The sequence below is a fragment of the Paracoccus sp. R12_2 genome, assembly GCF_017744015.1.
Lineage (GTDB): Bacteria > Pseudomonadota > Alphaproteobacteria > Rhodobacterales > Rhodobacteraceae > Paracoccus.
The window spans coordinates 115,434-132,713 of the sequence record NZ_JAGHRA010000008.1; the positions used below are offsets into that span (position 1 = coordinate 115,434).

Here is a 17,280-nt window from a genome sequence, read left to right on the forward strand (position 1 = left end):
GATGAAACGCACCACCCTTGCCTTGCTGACCAGCTGTGCACTGCTGCCCGTGCCTGCGATGGCCGAAGAACTGGCTGTCGTCGGAAGCTGGTCGAACCTGCCGTTGTATCAGGATTTCGAGACCCCGTTCTGGACCGAAAAACTGCCCGAGATGACCGGCGGGGAATTCACGGCGCAACTGACCAGCTTTGACCAGATGGGCATCGCCGGTTCGGATGTCTATCGGATGTTGGGCGACGGCGTCTTCGATGTCGGCTCGACCGTCGCTGACTATACCGTGGGCGATGCGCCGGAACTTGAGGGTCTGGACGTGCCGCTGGTCGCCACCACGCCCGCCGAAGCCCGCGCGATGGTCGAGGCCGCCCGCCCGATGGTAGACGACATCATGCGGGATCGCTTTGGCGCCGAGGTGCTGGGCATCGCGCCCTATCCGCCGCAAGTCGTCTTCTGCAAGGGCGAGGTCGGGGCGCTGGCCGATCTTGAGGGCAAGAAGGTCCGTGGATCGGGCCGCATGACCACGAAATTTCTCGAGGCGCTGGGTGCCGAGGGCATCAATATCGCCTTCTCCGAGGTGCCCGGTTCGCTGGAACGCGGGGTGATCGACTGCGCGGTGACCGGTGCGGGGTCGGGATATTCCGCCGGATGGTGGGAAGTGTCGGACACGCTGATGACGCTGCCGCTTGGCGGCTGGGATTCGGTCGTGATCGCCATGAACGCGGATCGCTTTGACGGGTTGTCCCAGGACCAGCAGCAGATGCTGAAATCCGCCGTTGCCGATGGGCTGGAAGGTCCGGCCTGGGACGCCGCCAAGGGCGGCCTGGAAAACGACATCGCCTGCCTGACGGGGCAGGGCGAGTGCGCCTCGGGCGAGGCGGCGTCGATGACGCTGGTCGAGCCGTCCGATGACGACGTCGCCGCCGCGCGGCAGATCCTGACCGACGACGTGCTGCCGGACTGGGCCGAACGTGCGGGCGACGAATGGGCCGCGCGCTGGAACGATTCCGTCGGCCAGGCCGTCGGCGTGTCGATCAAGTAGGTCAGGACAAGCCGCCATGACCGATCGACTGCATGACGCGCTGGGACGCGCCAACCGCATCGTCGCGCTGATCCTTGGGGTCGCGCTTCTGCTGACCGTCGTCTTCATCCTGGCCGATGTGATCCTGCGCAAGTTCAGCCTGGGGTCGCTTGGCGGGTCGGACGAGGTGTCGGGCTATGTCATGGCGGCTGTTGCCAGCTGGGGGCTGGCCTGTGCGCTGGTGGAACGGGCGCATGTCCGTATCGACGTGCTGCGCCAGCGACTTGCGCCGCCGGCGCAGGCGGCGATGGATCTGTTCGCGATGATCGTCACCAACGGTGTCGTGCTGCTGATCGCGTGGCATTGCTGGCCAGTGCTGCAAAAGACGCTGGAGCGGGGCTCGCGCGCGAACACGCCCTTGGAGACACCCTTGTGGATTCCGCAGGGGATCTGGTTCTCGGGCTGGCTGTGGTTCGCACTGACCGCGACGGCCCTCAGCCTGATCGGAGTGTTCCATCTTGCCGCGCGCCGCCGTCAGGAATTCGACGCGGCAATCGGCATGGGATCGGAGTTGGACGAATGATCTGGACCGTTGCGATTTCCCTTCTGGGCCTGATGGCCCTGTCGATTCCGGTGGGCATCGTCCTGTTCATTCTGGGCATCGGCGTGGGTGAGTTCTATTCCGCCTTCCCGCTGTTGCGCGGACTGGGTCAGGTGATCTGGTCGGCCTCGAACTCCTCGACGCTGATCGCCATACCGCTGTTCGTCCTTCTGGGCGAAATCCTGGTGCGGGGGGGCGTCGCGTCGCGGACCTATGCGGCGCTGGACAAATGGCTGTCCTGGCTGCCGGGTGGGCTGGTTCACGCGAACATCGCCACCGCGACGATGTTTTCGGCCACGTCGGGATCGTCGGTGGCGACGGCCGCGACGGTCGCGACCGTCGCCATGCCGCAGGCCGAAAAGCTGAACTATGATCCGCGGCTGTTTTCGGGCGCCATCGCGGCGGGTGGCACGCTTGGCATCCTGATCCCGCCGTCGATCAACCTGATCGTCTATGGGTTCCTGACCGAAACCTCGATCCCGCGACTGTTTTCGGCCGGGCTGATCCCGGGGCTGCTGATGGCGTTGGCCTTTATCGCAGTGACTGCGGCGATCTGCGCCCTGCGGCCGCATCTTGGCGGTCAGACGCGCGGATTCAGCTGGGGTCAGCGGATGCGCAGCCTGATCCAGCTTGTGCCGATCGTGCTGCTGTTCGCCGTGGTCATCGGTTCGATCTATGCGGGCTGGGCCACGCCGACCGAAAGCGCCGCAATCGGCGTGGTGATGGCCGCGCTGATCGCGATCCTGTTGGGCGACGGCCTGGGTTCGCGCGCCCTTGGCCAGGCATTGCATGGCACGATCCGCATCTCTGCCATGATCATGCTTGTCGTGGCCGGTGCATCCTTCCTGAATTTCGCGATGACGTCGGCCGGGCTGGGGCGGCAGCTGACCGAGATGATCGAGGGATCCGGCCTGTCGCCCTTCGGCACGCTGCTGCTGGTCATCGCGCTGTATCTGGTGCTGGGCTTCTTCATCGAAACCCTGTCACTGATGGTCGCGACCATTCCGATCGTCGTGCCGATCATGGCGGGTCTGGGGTATGACAAGGTCTGGTTCGGCGTGCTGATGATCGTGCTGATCGAGATGGCGCTGATCACGCCGCCCGTGGGCCTCAACCTGTTCGTCGTGCAGGGCGCGCGCAAATCCGGGTCGATCAACGATGTGATCATGGGTGCCATTCCCTATGTGCTGGTGATGATCTGCATGATCGCGGCGCTGATCGCCCTGCCGGGACTGGCGCTTTGGCTGCCTTCGATTCTGTAGGAAAGGACCGAGTTCATGCAATTCACCGTCAGCGGCAATGTGCTGGACCTGACCCCCGCCAATCTGATCATCGCGGGCTGGACCGGCCGCAACCAGGAGGCCATCCAGCATCATATCGACGAACTGGCCGCGCTGGGTGTCAAACCGCCCTCGGCCACGCCGCTGTTCTATCGCGTGGCAGCGTCGCTGCTGACCACGGCGGACGAAATCCAGGCGGTCGGCCCGGCCTCATCGGGCGAAGTCGAACCGATGATCATCCAGTACGGCGACCGCCGCTGGCTGGGGCTGGGCTCCGATCATACCGACCGCGCGCTTGAGGCGCATTCCGTCGCCATGTCGAAGCAGGTCTGCGCCAAACCCTGTGCGACCGATCTGTGGGACTGGGACAGTGTGGCCGACCGGCTGGAGGATCTGATCCTTGAAAGCTGGATCCACGAGGGCGGCGATTGGGTGGCCTACCAGTCCGGGACGCTTGCATCGATCCGGCCATTGCAGGATCTGATCGACGGCGCGGGGCTGGATCGGCTGGCGCAAGGCGCGCCGGTGGCGATGATGTGCGGCACATTCGGTGCGATCGGCGGCGTGCGCGCCGCGACACGGTTCCGGATGCGGATGCGCGATGCGGTCACGGAACGGCAGATCGTCCACGAATACGCGACCCAAGTTCTGCCCGAGGTCGAATGACCGTCGCATCCACACCGCAGGTTCTGCCCGCTGGCGTTGATGGATTTCTGATCCGCTTCGCGCTGCGGCCCGACCCGCAGGCGATGGCTGCGGCGCAGGTCATGGCCCGGCAGCTTGAAACGGACACACCCGCTGGCGCGGTCGAGGTCGCGCCTGCGCTTGTATCGGTTCTGCTGCGCTTTGATCCGGCGCGTGTCGATCGCGACGATCTGGCAAGGTCGCTGGCTTCCCGCGCGCGCGCCATTGCCGATCGCGCGCCCGATGCGCCCGATGCCCTGCGCCGCTGGACGATCCCGGCGGCGTTCGGGGGTGAACACGGCCCTGATCTGGCCGACGTGGCCGATAGATTGGGGTTGTCGCAACAACAGGCGATCGATCAGCTGTGCAACGCCGATCTGCATGTCCTGACCATCGGGTTCGCGCCGGGCCAGCCCTATATCGGACTGCTGCCCGAGGCATGGAACCTGCCACGCATGGCCGACCTCAACCCGCGCGTCCCTGCCGGCGCTGTGGTCGTGGCCGTGCGGCAGATCGTGATGTTCGGGGCGGAATCGGCGACCGGCTGGCGTCAGGTGGCGTGCAGCGGATTTCGGACTTTCGTGCCCGACCGCAATCCGCCGATGCCGTTGCGCGCCGGTGACGCGATCCGTTATCGGCCCGTGTCCGGTGACGAGATGCGGTCGCTGTCCAGTGCTGCGGATGGGCTGGGCGGTGCCGTGCTGGAGACGCTGGAATGACCACCCTGACGATCAGGAAGGCGGATGGCATCCTGACGGTCCAGGACATGGGGCGTCCGGGTCATCTGGCGCAGGGGCTTTCGCGTGGCGGCGCGATGGACCGGCTGGCGCTGATCGAGGCAGCGGCCCTGCTGGGGGCCAAGTCCCCTCTGGCCGCGATCGAGATGGCTGGCGCCGGGGGGGGGCAGTTCTCGGTCTCTGCTCCGACGCGCATCGCGCTGACCGGTGCGCCGATGATCGCGACGCTGGATGGCGCGCCGCTGCGCTGGCACGCAAGCCATCTTGTTCTGCCCGAACAGGATCTGCGGATCGGCGCCCTGCAGGCTGGCGTGCATGGATATCTGACCCCAGCTGGTGGGCTGCAGACGCCTGCGTGGCTGGGCAGCCGGGCCGCCCATCTGACCATAGGCATCGGTGCCGCGCTGACTGCAGGCCAGACGCTGCCCTGTGGCGAAGATCCCGCGCCCGAAGCCCCGTCCCGGATCATCGAGGCAGAGGCACGGTTTCACGGCGGCGCGCTGCGCGTCATGGATGGTCCGCAGACCGCGCTGTTCGATGACGAGGTGCTTGATGCGTTCTACGCGACCGAATTCATCCGCGGCGGTCGCGGCAATCGCCAGGGGATTCAGCTTGACGCCGATGCCCGGTTCACGACGGATCATGCGGCGGGGCTGGCCTCCGACATGATCGGGCCGGGCGATCTGCAGATGACGGGCGACGGGCTGCCCTTTGTGCTGATGTCGGAATGTCAGACGATGGGCGGCTATCCCCGAATCGGTCAGATCATCCCCGCCGATCTGCCGCGCATGGCGCAGACCGCGCCGGGCGCGAGATTGCGGTTTCGACGATTGACACTGGAACAGGCAGCGTACTCGTATCGGGACCAGACCGACATGCTGCGCGAGGCAGCCGGACGGTGCCGCAACCTGATCCGCGATCCAGCGATGATCGCGGATCTGCTGTCCTATCAACTGGTCGGCGGTGTGACCGCGGGCCGCGAACTGGAAGACGACTGATGCAGATCGACCTGAATGCCGACATGGGCGAAAGCTATGGTGCTTGGTCCATGGGAAACGATCGTGCGCTGCTGGATCTTGTGACCTCGGCGAATATCGCCTGCGGGTTTCATGCGGGCGATCCTGACGTGATGGCAAGGACGATGCGAATGGCGGTCGCGGCGGGGGTGGGGATCGGCGCGCATCCCGGTTTCCACGACCTTCAGGGGTTCGGACGCCGCCGCATCAGCCTGTCGGGCGATGAGCTTGGGAACATGATCGCCTATCAGCTTGGTGCCGCGCGGGGTGTCGCGGCGCAATCGGGCGCACGGATCAGGCATCTGAAACTGCACGGTGCGCTGTCGAACATGGCGTCCGGCGACGCAGACATGGCGCGGGCCTGCTTTGCCGCCGCGTTGCGCGTCGATCCGGACCTGATCATCGTGGCATTGGCAGGCACCGCGATGGAGGCCGCCGCTCGCGATCTGGGCGCGACCGTCGCCGCCGAGATCTTTGCCGACCGCGCCTACGAGGATGACGGGTTCCTGGTCGATCGCAGCAAGCCCGGCGCGGTGTTGCACGATCCGACTGCTGCCGCGGACCGGATCATCGCCATGCTGCGCGACCAGTCGATCCACAGCGTGAACGGCAAGCGGATACCCTGCCGGATCGATACGGTGTGCATTCATGGCGACGGTCCGGATGCGGTCGCATTCGCCAGCAGCCTGCGACAGACGCTGGGTGATGCCGGGATCAATCTCAACAGGTTCGGCTGACCTGCCGTCAGGCGGAACGGGGAAAACCCTTGGCACGGGAAAGTCGAGGATCGCCCGGACGCGCGACTGATAAAGAAATGATGGTCCTGTCTGCGCGGCCTTGTCAGTTGGCGAATATACTCCATATACCATCCATGTGGATGGAGAATTGTAATGAGCAACATCAGACAGCTTCGCGACAAGACGCCGGAAAGCGAAAAGGTCACCCTTAATCTGGGCTTTGTCGATCTGGGCCGGATCGATCTTCTGGTGCAGGAAGGCTTCTATTCCAACCGCAGCGATTTCATTCGCACCGCGATCCGCAACCAGCTGGACAGCCACGGAGAGGTCGTCGCCCGTTCGATCGAACGGCACACGATGGAACTGGGGCTGCACGACTATGGCCGGGTCGAGCTTGAGGCGCTGCGCGACGCTGGCGAAGTGCTGCACGTCAAGGTCGTCGGTCTGGCGCGCATCGCGTCCGACGTGACGCCCGAACTGGCACGCGCGGCCATCGGCTCGATCACCGTGCTGGGGGCGTTGCAGGCCAGCGCCGAGGTCAGGACGGCCCTGGCGGATCGCATCCGCTAGGCGAATTTCACAAGGAAACATGACATGAAAAGACTTCTCGCCGGTGCTCCGCACCGGGCGATCGATGCCGCGCGCCTTGCGTCGGCGAACGATCTTGTGCGCCGCACCCTGTCGCAGCACGGTCTGATGCAGGATGTCGGCGGGTCGGTGATGTCCGGCCTACCCGACGCGATGCTGCGGCATGCGGGCGCAGCCCCCGCGGCGGCACCGTTGGTACCCGGGGCCAGTTTCACCGATGAACGGTTCACCTGCGATGCGGGCAGCCGCGAATACCTGATCTATGTGCCTGCCAGTGCAACAAATGGTGCCAGCGGTGTCGTGATGATGCTGCATGGATGCACGCAGACACATCGCGATTTCGCGACTGGAACCGGAATGAACGCCTTGGCCGAAACGCATGGGCTCATCGTCGTCTATCCGCAGCAATCGCGTGGCGACAACGCGCAATCCTGCTGGAACTGGTTCAGCCCGGGGGATCAGCGGCGCGGACGGGGCGAGCCTGCGATCCTGGCAGGGATGGCGGCGCACGTGGCCGCGCAGCATTCCGTGCCGGCGGGGCGGACATACGTGGCGGGCTTGTCGGCGGGGGCGGCGATGGCGGTCATTCTGGGCCAGACCTATGACGATGTCTTCGCGGCCATCGGGGTGCATTCGGGCCTTCCATTCGGCGCCGCGAAGGATGTGTCCTCGGCCTTTGCGGCCATGGCCGGAAACGCGCCCGAGATGCGTCCCCGCCACACGGCGGATCGTGTCCCGCGCACCATCGTCTTTCACGGCGACGCCGATCACACCGTTCATCTGTCCAACGGTAGGCGGATTGCGGATGACGTTGTCAGCGCGGGTCCGCGGCAGACGCTGGCAAGGACGGAAGAAGGCCAGCGCAACGGGCGTCGGTTCACCCGCGACATCACCGAGACCGCAGACGGCGTGGCGTTGCTGGAATCCTGGACGATCGGCGGGCTGGGCCATGCTTGGTCGGGCGGACAGGTCGGCGGTTCTTATACCGATCCGGCTGGCCCTGACGCCAGCGCCGAAATGGTTCGATTCTTCCTTCAGCAGCCCGAGAACGGAGCCTGAGATGACCGCTATGTCACTGACTTTCGATGCCGTGAACGAGGCATTGCCAGGGCCGAAATGGCGTGCCCGCTGGGACAGGTCCTGGCCCGCATACGAGGCCTGGTTCGTCGCCCGCGGCGGCGATGACGGTCCTTCGCGCGCCGAGTGCCGGGCGGCGTTGAAACATCATATGCCGGAATTGCTGCCGGTCTATGATCGCCTTGTCCTGATTGCCGGCGGATCTGACCGGGCGGCGCGGTTCCTGGCAACGTGGAACCCGCCGCGCTATCTTGGCGGATGTTCTCTGGCGGCACTTTCCGACGGGGTCGAGACGCGCCTGGTCCGGAACTATGACCTGTCGCCCGACCTGAACGAAGGGCTTTTGCTGCGCAGCGAATGGACCGGGCGGCCCGTCATGGGAATGGTCGAATTCATCTGGGGCCTGTCTGACGGGATCAACGCGGCGGGGCTTTGCGTGGCGCTGGCCTATGGTGGCCGATCCCAGACCGGCAGTGGATTCGGCATCACCACAATCCTGCGCTATGTTCTGGAAACCTGCGAGACCGTGGGCCAGGCCCTTGCGGTATTGGCCCGCGTGCCGTCCCACATGGCCTATAATGTCGTGCTGGCAGACGCTGGCGGTCGGACGGCCAGTGTCGAGCTGTCGCCCGGTGGCGGCGCAAAGGTGATGCCCGGTGCGATCGCGACGAACCACCAGCATGGCACCCAGCCTGCGGATCGTGCTGCGTTCACGAGGTCGCACCAGCGCCACGAACATCTGGCTGGCCTTTCGATCCGACCGTCGGAAATGCTGGATGATTTCCTGCTGCCGCCGTTGCGGCAGAATCGATACGCCGAGGGGTTCGGGACGCTGTTCACCGCCGAATACGATCCGGGCGCAGGCAGGCTTTGCCTTGCGTGGCCCGAAGAACGCTGGACGCAGACCTTGTCGGATTTCCGCGAGGGATGTCGCGAAATTCGCTATGATGCCGCGACAGCAGCCCCGGTTGCACCCGGCAGCCCATCGCCGGCAGTCGATTGGGCGCACGCGGCGCGGATCGATTGGAACAGGCTGGCGCAGGACTATGCGCGCGGGGCGGGCAGGGCAATACAGCACTATCTTCCGCAGTCGGCTGGGTCTGGTCGGTGCATCAGGGACGCGGGACGGGCCGCCGGGTAAGACACGGCACTTGTGACGGCCCGAGCGTTGGACGGCAGTGATCACGGCGCCGATTCACGATTCATGTCTGGGTTGCGCCCGGCAGCAGCGTGCCGCACTTGGATGGCGTTCACCTGGCTGTGGATCGGGGTGATCCGGCAGGGCTCAGGGGATCGAGAACCCGGCCAGAATTCAGGATGTTGTTGGGGTCCAGCGCGATCTTCAGACGCTTCATCGTGTCGATCTCGGCCGCGCTGCGAGCCAGCGGCAGCCAGTGTTTCTTGTCCAGCCCGATCCCATGTTCGGCCGAGATCGTTCCCCCGAAATTGCTGACCAGGTTCATCAGGCACGCGACCGTTTCTTCCTTTCGGGTCGTGCAGAAGACATAGTGAAGGTTGCCGTCGGCCAGATGGCCGAATGTCAGGAATCGGCTGGCGGGATCGATCTGCAACAGGCGTCGCCGGCTTTCATCCAGGAAGTCCGGAATTCGTCTGACCGGCACGCTGATATCGCCACTGGCCACGTTGTCCTGCCTGCGGACGTAATCGGCGCAGCTGTCGCGGATTTCCCACAGCGACAGGAACTCACGCATGGAATTCGCGATCACCGCATCCAGAACCAGCCCGTCCTCGATCGCGTCTGACAGGCATTCCATGAAGGGGTCAGCCGCAGCTTCCTGACCCTGCTGCGACTGGATTTCCGCCAGCACGTAGATCGAACCCGCTGTTGCCAGAGGATCCGAGACACCCGCCGCTGCCGCCGCGCCATGATAGATGTCTTCGGTCATGAACTCGAATGCGGACAGGGTTTCACCCAATTTCGACCGCAAACCTCGCAGCAGGATCATCGCGGCCTCGACCGATGGCATGACCAGAAGCGCGTTCGTTTCGAATTGTGGCTTGGCGTGCAGGGTCAGCAGCGCCCTTGTCACCACCCCCAACGTGCCCTCGCTGCCTACGAACAACTGCTTCAGGTCATAGCCGCTATTGTCCTTTTCCAGCCCGCGCATGCACGACAGGACAGATCCGTCGGCCAATACGACCTCCAACCCGGCGACCTGAGCGCGCGTCATGCCATATCGGATCACCCGGTTTCCCCCTGCATTGGTGGCGATGATCCCGCCGACCGTTGCAGTCCCGCGCGACCCGATATCCACGCCGAACATCAGGTTCGCCCCGTCGGCTGCATCCTGCACCCGTTGCAACGGCACGCCGGACCCGGCGACAATCGTCCTGCTTTGGGGATCCGGCGCATCCAGCCCCGTCATGCGTTCCAGCGACAGCACCGCTTCTTCGGGCTGGATCCTGTGGGCGCCCGACAGCCCGGTGCGGCCACCCTGGATGACCAGCCGTTGACGGGCATCATTGCAGGCCGCAAGCGCCGCCGAAAGCTCGGCCGTCGAGGAAGGCCGGATCACGAACCGGGGCGGGGCGGAAAAGCGGGCGCGCCGATCTTCCTGATATCGCGGGTCTATCGCCGCGCCTGTCAGCAGCGCGGCAGGCGGCAGCATGCTGGAAAGGCGGGCGATCAGGTCCGCGTCGCAGGGCATGATGTCGTCTGGCATGGCGTGTTCCCCCTCTGACGGTCACAGGTTGTCTCTATTTTTATATTTGTCAAACCTTTTGCGTTTTGCCATGCTGGGCTGATCGGCAGCCGAGGGAAGGAACGCGATGGCCCTGCACTATGACGAGATCGTTCGCGGCAGCCTGGCCAAGCAGGTCGCGGATCTGATCCGTGCGGCCATCCTTGAAGGGCGGCTGCAGGTCGATGAACGCCTACCGACCGAAGAGGAACTGGCCAGGCGGTTCGGGATTTCGCGTCCCACCGTGCGCGAGGCGCTGAAGGTGCTGGCGGCGCAGAATCTGATCCGTTCGCGCCGTGGTCCCGCAGGCGGCACCTTCGTGACACGGCCCGATCTGGACGCGGCGGCACGGACCATAACCGATGCGGCGACGCTGCTGGTCGGGATGGGACGATTCGAGATCGACGAGATCGTGGCGGCGCGCGGTCAGACCGAGGCACTGTGTTGCCGTCTGGCGGCGCGGAACAGGACCGACGAAGATCTGGACGCGATGGCGCAGGAACTTTCGCTGCAGCAGGACGAGACGCTGAACGACGAGGATTTCTGCGCCTCGGATGTCCGGTTCCATCGCGCTGTCGTTCAGGCCACCGGCAACGGCCCGCTGCAGTTCATCATGCATGCGATGATCGAAAGCTTCATCCCGATCACCAACATGTTGATCTATCGGCATCACGAACGGCGCCGCACGATCGGCGCGCACCAGAAGATCCGCGCGGCGATCGCCGAGCGCGACGAGGACACCGCCGCTGCCCTGATGCAGCACCATGTCGAGGGGATGCGTGCGGTGCTGGATCAGGCGCTGGCGCATCGCAGGCCCGAGAAACCCGGAGGAGAGACAATATGACAGACACGTTCCGCGCCCTGATGATCGAGGATCAGGACGGCAAGCCAAAGGCCGCGTTCCGTGACCTTACAATCGGTGAATTGCCCGACCATGACGTTCTGGTCGAGGTCGCCTATTCGACGTTGAACTACAAGGACGGGCTGGCGGTCACGGGAAAGGGCCGGATCGCCCGGCGCCTGCCGATGGTCGCCGGGATCGACATCGCGGGCACGGTCGCGGAAAGCCGGTCCGACCTTTGGAAGCCGGGCGATCAGGTGATCGTCAATGGCTGGGGCCTGTCGGAAACCGAATGGGGCGGCTATGGCCGTTTTCAGCGCCTGAAACCTGAATGGCTGACCCGTCTGCCCGAAGGTTTCAGCCTGAAGGACGCAATGGCCGTGGGTACCGCGGGGTATACCGCAGGGCTGTGTGTCAATGCGCTTCAGGATTGGGGCCTGATGCAGGATCAGGGGGCCGAGATTCTGGTTACTGGTGCCGCCGGCGGTGTCGGATCGACCGCGATCAGCCTTCTGGCCGCGATGGGCTGCCGGGTGACCGCGGCGACAGGCCGGCCCGAGACGCATGATTATCTGTCCTCGCTTGGCGCTTCGGCTTTCGTCGATCGCGCCGAACTGGCCGAGAAGGGCGGGCCGTTGCAGAAGGAACGCTGGTCAGGGGCGGTGGATGCGGTCGGTTCGACCACCCTGGCGAACGTGCTGGCGCAGACACGCTATGGCGGGGCGGTGGCGGCCTGCGGGTTGGCGGGCGGGTTCGATCTGCCCGCGACCGTGATGCCGCATATCCTGCGCGGCGTGGCCTTGCTTGGCATCGACAGCGTCATGGCGCCGAAGGACAAGCGCGACCGTGCATGGGCGACCTTGACGGCGCATCTGGACAAACAGCATCTGGCCAGCATCGCACGTGTCGAACCGATGTCGGATCTGCCCCGTCTTGCCGCCGATATCGTCGCCGGCAAGATACGTGGCCGTGTCGTGATCGACGTCGCGCAGTAACGAAGATGCGGGACCGGCGGCAGGCCGGTCCCGCCTATCCCTTCTGCTGACCCATCTCGGAGGCTTGGGATCGCAGGGCAAATTTCTGGATCTTGCCCGTCGAGGTCTTCGGCAGCGGACCAAAGACCACCCGTGACGGACATTTGTATCCTGCCAGCCCGGTGCGGCAATGCGCGATCAGATCAGCCTCGGACGGATCGCGGCCATCGCGCAATTCGACGAACGCACATGGCGTCTCGCCCCATTTTTCGCTTGGCATGGCGACCACGGCGCACATCGACACGTCCGGATGGCGGTAAAGCTGCTCCTCGACCTCGATCGACGAGATGTTCTCGCCGCCCGAGATGATGATGTCCTTCGACCGGTCCTTCAACTGGATGTAGCCGTCGGGATGCATCACCGCCAGATCGCCCGAATGGAACCAGCCGCCGGCAAAGGCATCGGCCGTGGCCGCTGGGTTCTTGAGGTATCCCTTCATCACCGCATTGCCCCGGAACATCACCTCACCCAAGGTCTGGCCGTCGGCCGGAACAGGTTGCATCGTCTTGGGGTCCAAGACCGCAAGATCGTCCAGCGACAGATACCGGACGCCCTGCCGCGCCTTGCGGGCTGCACGTTCATTGGGCGGCAGCTCGTTCCAGCTATCGTTCCATTCGTTCACCACGGCGGGCCCGTAGGTTTCGGTCAGCCCATAGACATGGGTGACGTCGAAACCCGCATCCGCCATCGCATGCAGAACCGTTTCGGGCGGCGGGGCTGCGGCGGTGTTGAACGCGACGGACCCTGCGAAGCTGCGCTTCTGATCGTCGGGGGCGTTCAGCAGCGTGGACATCACGATGGGGGCGCCGGACAGATGCGTGACGCCGTGATCGGCGATCGCGTCATAGATGGCATGCGCCCGAACCCACCGCAGGCAGACCTGGGTGCCGGCCTGAACCGGAACCGCCCAGGGAAAGCACCAGCCGTTGCAATGGAACATCGGCAGCGTCCACAGATAGACCGGATGCTTGCCCAGACCTGCGTGAATCGCGCTGTTCATCGACATCAGGGCCGCACCGCGATGATGACAGACGACGCCCTTGGGGTTGCCGGTGGTTCCCGACGTGTAGTTCAGGGCGATCGCATCCCATTCATCCTGCGGCTTTCCGGGAACGAAATCCGGGTCGCCCTCGGCCAGAAACGCGGCATAATCCATGCTGCCGATCGGGTCGCCCTTGGGGTAGGGGGCGTCCTCGGGATATTCGGGATCGTCGAAATCGATGACCAGCGGCGCTGTCTTCGCGCTGGCCAGCGCCGTCTTCGCGGCGTCCGAAAACTCGCGATCCACGATCAGGACACGCGATTCCGCGTGATCCAGCTGAAACGCGATCGAGGCCGGGTCGGACCGCGTATTGATCGAATGCAAGACCGCGCCATCGGCCATCGGGACGCCGAAATGGGCGTTGATCATCGGCGGCGTATTGGACAGCAGTACCGACACCGTGTCGCCGCGCCCGATGCCGCGCCGCGTCAGGGCCGAGGCAAGCTTGCAGCAATCCGACCAGAGCTGCGCATAGGTCTGGCGCTGATTGCCGTGGATCACCGCCGGATGGTCGGGATAGGTCAGGGCAGCGCGCCGCAGATAGCTGATCGGCGTCATCGGCTGGAAATTCGCCGCTGTCCGGTCCAGGCCTTCGTCATATATCGTCATTCGGTCCCCCTTCGCTTGCCGGCCACGGATGCGGATATCAGCCCTTTGCGGGACGCGTTGCAACGGCATGTCCCGCCTTGCGCCAATCACCGAACCCGCCCCGCATCGAACGTGCGTCCAACCCCATCTCTTGGGCCAGCCTTGCCGCCAACAGGGATCGCCAGCCCGATGCGCAATAGAACACATAGGTCTTGTCCTCTGCAAAGCGCGGTTTGTGATAGGGGCTTTCCGGGTCGATCCAGAATTCCAGCATCCCCCGCGGCGCATGGAACGCATCCGCGATCATGCCTTCGCGTTCGAGTTCGCGCGGGTCGCGGATATCGACCATGACCACCTGCGGATCGTCCTGAAGCCTGGCCGCCTCATCGACGGAAACGGATTGCACGATCTTGTCCGCTTCGTCCAGCATCTGCCTGTATCCGACGGCCATCTTAACGCCCCATCGCGTAGAATTCGTCGTTCGGGCGCATGCTGGTGACGTTGGCCAGCCGGTTCGACATGCCGAAGAAGGCCGCGATCGCGGCGATGTCCCAGATATCATCGTCGTCGAAGCCGTGGTCGTGCAACGCCGCGAAATCCTGATCGCCGACCTCTTGCGCACGGGCCGAGACCTTCATGCCGAAATCCAGCATCGCCTTTTGCCGGGGCGTGATGTCGGCCTTGCGGTAATTCACCGCCACCTGATCGGCGATCAGCGGATTTTTCGCCCGAATGCGCAGGATGGCGCCATGCGCCACGACGCAATACTGACATTCGTTCGCGTTGGACGTTGCGACCACGATCATCTCGCGTTCGGCCTTGGTCAGGTTGCCGGGGCGATCCATCAGCGCATCGTGATAGGCGAAGAACGCGCGAAATTCGTCGGGCCGGTGCGACAGCGTCAGGAAGACATTCGGCACGAAGCCCGATTTTTCCTGAACGGCCTCGATCCGGGCCCGGATATCCTCGGGCATGTCTGCAAGCGACGGCACCGCAAAGCGGCTGACGGGGGCGTTGGTCATGATGTCTCCTCGGTTTCGGAAAGCATTTCTGCAAGTTCGTCTTGATAGGTTCGCATCGGATCGCGGTTGTCCCTGGCATGGGGCGCGACACGGATCAGGCAGGTATGCGCGGCACAGCCCTGACCGAATGCAGAGCTGGGAATATCCAGCGTCAGCACATTGGGATTGCCGGAAATCTCGGTGCCGTCATCGGTCGGCGTGAACCAGGCCCCGGTGGGCAGAACGGCCACGCCCGGCGCGGTGTCGGCGCTGATCAATGCCGTCGCCAGGCAGGCACCGCGCGCGTTCCACAGGCGGACCGTGTCGCCGTCCAGAATTCCGCGCGCCTGCGCATCGCCGGGATTCAGGCGCAATTGTTCGCGCCCACCGCGTCGATCCGCAAGGCTGGCAGAGCCGCTTTCAAGCTGACTGTGCAGACGTCCGCGTGGCTGGTGAGAGATCAGGTGCAGTTCGTCCGCCCCGGCATCACCCAGCCATTCGGCCGGCGACAGCCATGCGGGATGGGGCGGGCAATCGGCGTGCCCAAGCTGCGCCAGCGTCCGACTGCCCAGCACGATGCGGCCGCTTTCCGTTTCCAGCCGGTTGCGGTCGGGGTCGTCGCGGAAGGCGGCCAGATAGACATGGTCGCGCTGCACCGGAACGGCGGCGTGTCCGCGTTCCCAGAAACTGTCGAATGTCGGCATCAGGAAACCGTGCGCGCGCAGGGCATAGGCGCGGCTTTCGTCATAAAGATGGCGGACCCAGCCCATCTCGTCACGACCCTCGTTGAAGGCGGCACCGACACCCATCCGTTCCGACAGGGCGTTGAAGATGTCGAAATCCGAACGCGACTGGCCCAGGGGCTCGATTGCCTTGTGCATCGCCGCGATCACGTCGCTGCGCTTGTTGCCCGCCAGATCGTTGCGCTCGATCGAGGTCGAGGCCGGCAGCACGATATCCGCCCGGCGTGCCGTCGCGGTCCACATCGGGTCCTGAACGACGATGGTTTCCGGCCGTTGCCATGCCTGCGCAAGACGATTGAGATCCTGGTGGTGGTGGAACGGATTGCCCCCCGCCCAATAGACCAGCCGCACATCGGGATAGGTCCGGGTCTCGCCCTGATAGGTGAAACTTGCGCCGGGATTCAGCAGCATGTCGCTGATCCGTGCCACCGGAATGAAACTGTCGATTGCCTTGACGCCCTGCGACATGCCCGGCGATTTGCCCACCGCAAAGGGCGATCCGACACCACCAAGCGACCCATAGCCATAGCCGACCCCGCCGCCGGGCAGGCCGATCTGTCCGATCACCGCCGCCAGTCCCAGCGCCGCCCAGAAGGGCTGTTCGCCGTGATGTGCGCGTTGCAGCGCCCAACTGACGGTCAGCATGCTGCGGGTCTGAACCAGCCGCGCGGCCAGCGCCCCGATCGCATGGATGGGCAGCCCGGTCACGCCCGAGGCCCAGGCCGCATCCTTGCGCAGGCCATCCCTGTCGCCGCGCAGATAGGCCAGGAATTCGTCCGATCCGCTGGTGCAGCGCGCCAGAAACCCGGCATCATGTCTGCCTTGCGCCACGATCTCACCGGCAAGCCCCAGCATCAGCGCGGCATCGGTGTTGGGTCGGATCGACCACCATTCGGCGTTCAGCCATTCGGGCAGATCGTCGCGCAAGGGCGAGACATGGACGACGCGCACGCCCCTGTCGGCGATCTGGCGCAGATAATCTTCCAGATGATGGGCGCCGATGCCCCCCGCCTCGCTTTGTGCGGTGCGCGGCGACATGGCGCCGAAGACCACAAGCGTTTCGGAATGCGCCGCAATGTTGTCCAGGGTGTTGGCCTGCCCGCCACAGGCGCGGTCATCGCCAAGCGTATGGCGCAGGATCACCGGACCGGCGGCGATGGAATAGGTGTCGACATGACCGGTATAGCCACCCACAAGATTCAGCATCCGCTTGAGCAGCGTCGAGGCGTGGTGGACGCGACCGCAGGATGTCCAGCCATAGCTGCCGGCGAAGATCGAGGCATTGCCGTGGGCAGCCGCGACGCGACCGATCTCGGATGCGACCATCTCCAGCGCCTCGTCCCAGGGCACGGCGACAAAGCGTTCGTTTCCGCGTTCCGCGCCATCGCCGGCTCCGCCCGACCGCAGCCAGCCTTCGCGGATCATCGGCCTCAGGACACGCCGGTCGGGTTTCGCCCATTCCGCGACCGAGTGGATGATGGGCGAGGGGGCGGGGTCGTCGGCGAAGGGTTCGACGCCGACGATCCGGCCATCCTCGACCAGGATCGTGTAGGTGCCCCAATGGCTGCAATGCGGAACACGGCGGATCATCTGT

The 17,280-nt window shown here is 64.8% G+C and carries 17 protein-coding genes; 12 read left to right on the forward strand and 5 right to left on the reverse strand.

The window, feature by feature from the left end; translation table 11 throughout:
- Position 1: 1 nt before the first annotated feature.
- The 10 genes from J7359_RS11415 (at position 2) to J7359_RS11460 (ending at position 8,876) form a co-directional block, all read left to right on the forward strand.
- Entirely contained in the window at positions 2-1,036 is a 1,035-nt protein-coding gene (locus tag J7359_RS11415) for a TRAP transporter substrate-binding protein (protein ID WP_209056771.1), read from the forward strand.
- Between the two features lie 16 nt (positions 1,037-1,052).
- Entirely contained in the window at positions 1,053-1,598 is a 546-nt protein-coding gene (locus tag J7359_RS11420; RefSeq protein WP_209056772.1) for a TRAP transporter small permease, read from the forward strand.
- Entirely contained in the window at positions 1,595-2,878 is a 1,284-nt protein-coding gene (locus J7359_RS11425) for a TRAP transporter large permease (RefSeq protein WP_209056773.1), read from the forward strand. Before J7359_RS11420 ends, J7359_RS11425 begins: the two co-directional genes overlap by 4 nt.
- Positions 2,879-2,893: 15 nt before the next feature.
- A complete protein-coding gene (locus J7359_RS11430; protein WP_209056774.1) occupies positions 2,894-3,562 on the forward strand; it encodes a DUF2848 domain-containing protein in 669 nt (222 codons plus the stop codon).
- Positions 3,559-4,299: a carboxyltransferase domain-containing protein gene (locus J7359_RS11435; RefSeq protein WP_209056775.1), complete on the forward strand. Its 741-nt coding sequence runs from the start codon at positions 3,559-3,561 to the stop codon at positions 4,297-4,299. Before J7359_RS11430 ends, J7359_RS11435 begins: the two co-directional genes overlap by 4 nt.
- On the forward strand, positions 4,296-5,315 hold the full coding sequence (locus J7359_RS11440) for a biotin-dependent carboxyltransferase family protein (protein WP_209056776.1): 1,020 nt from the start codon (positions 4,296-4,298) through the stop codon (positions 5,313-5,315). The genes J7359_RS11435 and J7359_RS11440 overlap by 4 nt, the downstream gene beginning before the upstream one ends.
- Complete coding sequence (locus J7359_RS11445) at positions 5,315-6,070, forward strand: 5-oxoprolinase subunit PxpA (RefSeq protein ID WP_209056777.1); 756 nt, start codon at positions 5,315-5,317, stop codon at positions 6,068-6,070. The genes J7359_RS11440 and J7359_RS11445 overlap by 1 nt, the downstream gene beginning before the upstream one ends.
- 153 nt (positions 6,071-6,223) lie before the next feature.
- Positions 6,224-6,640: a CopG family transcriptional regulator gene (locus J7359_RS11450; protein WP_209056778.1), complete on the forward strand. Its 417-nt coding sequence runs from the start codon at positions 6,224-6,226 to the stop codon at positions 6,638-6,640.
- 24 nt (positions 6,641-6,664) lie between these two features.
- Positions 6,665-7,717: a PHB depolymerase family esterase gene (locus J7359_RS11455; RefSeq protein WP_209056779.1), complete on the forward strand. Its 1,053-nt coding sequence runs from the start codon at positions 6,665-6,667 to the stop codon at positions 7,715-7,717.
- 1 nt (position 7,718) lies between these two features.
- Entirely contained in the window at positions 7,719-8,876 is a 1,158-nt protein-coding gene (locus tag J7359_RS11460) for a C45 family peptidase (protein WP_209056780.1), read from the forward strand.
- Positions 8,877-8,985: 109 nt separating this feature from the next.
- Here the strand turns inward: J7359_RS11460 and J7359_RS11465 are convergent, their stop codons facing one another.
- Positions 8,986-10,419, reverse strand: a complete 1,434-nt coding sequence (locus tag J7359_RS11465) for an FAD-binding oxidoreductase (RefSeq protein WP_247740347.1) — start codon at positions 10,417-10,419, stop codon at positions 8,986-8,988.
- Between the two features lie 106 nt (positions 10,420-10,525).
- Between J7359_RS11465 and J7359_RS11470 the strand changes: the two genes are divergently transcribed.
- On the forward strand, positions 10,526-11,281 hold the full coding sequence (locus tag J7359_RS11470) for a FadR/GntR family transcriptional regulator (RefSeq protein ID WP_209056781.1): 756 nt from the start codon (positions 10,526-10,528) through the stop codon (positions 11,279-11,281).
- The gene (locus J7359_RS11475; protein ID WP_209056782.1) at positions 11,278-12,273 is read left to right on the forward strand and encodes an MDR family oxidoreductase; all 996 of its coding nucleotides are present in this window, start codon (positions 11,278-11,280) and stop codon (positions 12,271-12,273) included. Before J7359_RS11470 ends, J7359_RS11475 begins: the two co-directional genes overlap by 4 nt.
- A gap of 34 nt (positions 12,274-12,307) precedes the next feature.
- On the opposite strand, the gene J7359_RS11480 is transcribed toward J7359_RS11475, so the two are convergent.
- From J7359_RS11480 to J7359_RS11495, 4 genes are read right to left on the reverse strand one after another with little or no spacing between them, the layout of a single operon-like run.
- A complete protein-coding gene (locus tag J7359_RS11480) occupies positions 12,308-13,963 on the reverse strand; it encodes an acyl-CoA synthetase (RefSeq protein WP_209056783.1) in 1,656 nt (551 codons plus the stop codon).
- Between the two features lie 37 nt (positions 13,964-14,000).
- Entirely contained in the window at positions 14,001-14,393 is a 393-nt protein-coding gene (locus J7359_RS11485; RefSeq protein ID WP_209056784.1) for a rhodanese-like domain-containing protein, read from the reverse strand.
- 1 nt (position 14,394) lies between these two features.
- The gene (locus tag J7359_RS11490; protein WP_209056785.1) at positions 14,395-14,964 is read right to left on the reverse strand and encodes a peroxidase-related enzyme; all 570 of its coding nucleotides are present in this window, start codon (positions 14,962-14,964) and stop codon (positions 14,395-14,397) included.
- Positions 14,961-17,276, reverse strand: a complete 2,316-nt coding sequence (locus J7359_RS11495) for a molybdopterin-dependent oxidoreductase (RefSeq protein ID WP_209056786.1) — start codon at positions 17,274-17,276, stop codon at positions 14,961-14,963. Before J7359_RS11495 ends, J7359_RS11490 begins: the two co-directional genes overlap by 4 nt.
- Positions 17,277-17,280: the final 4 nt, after the last annotated feature.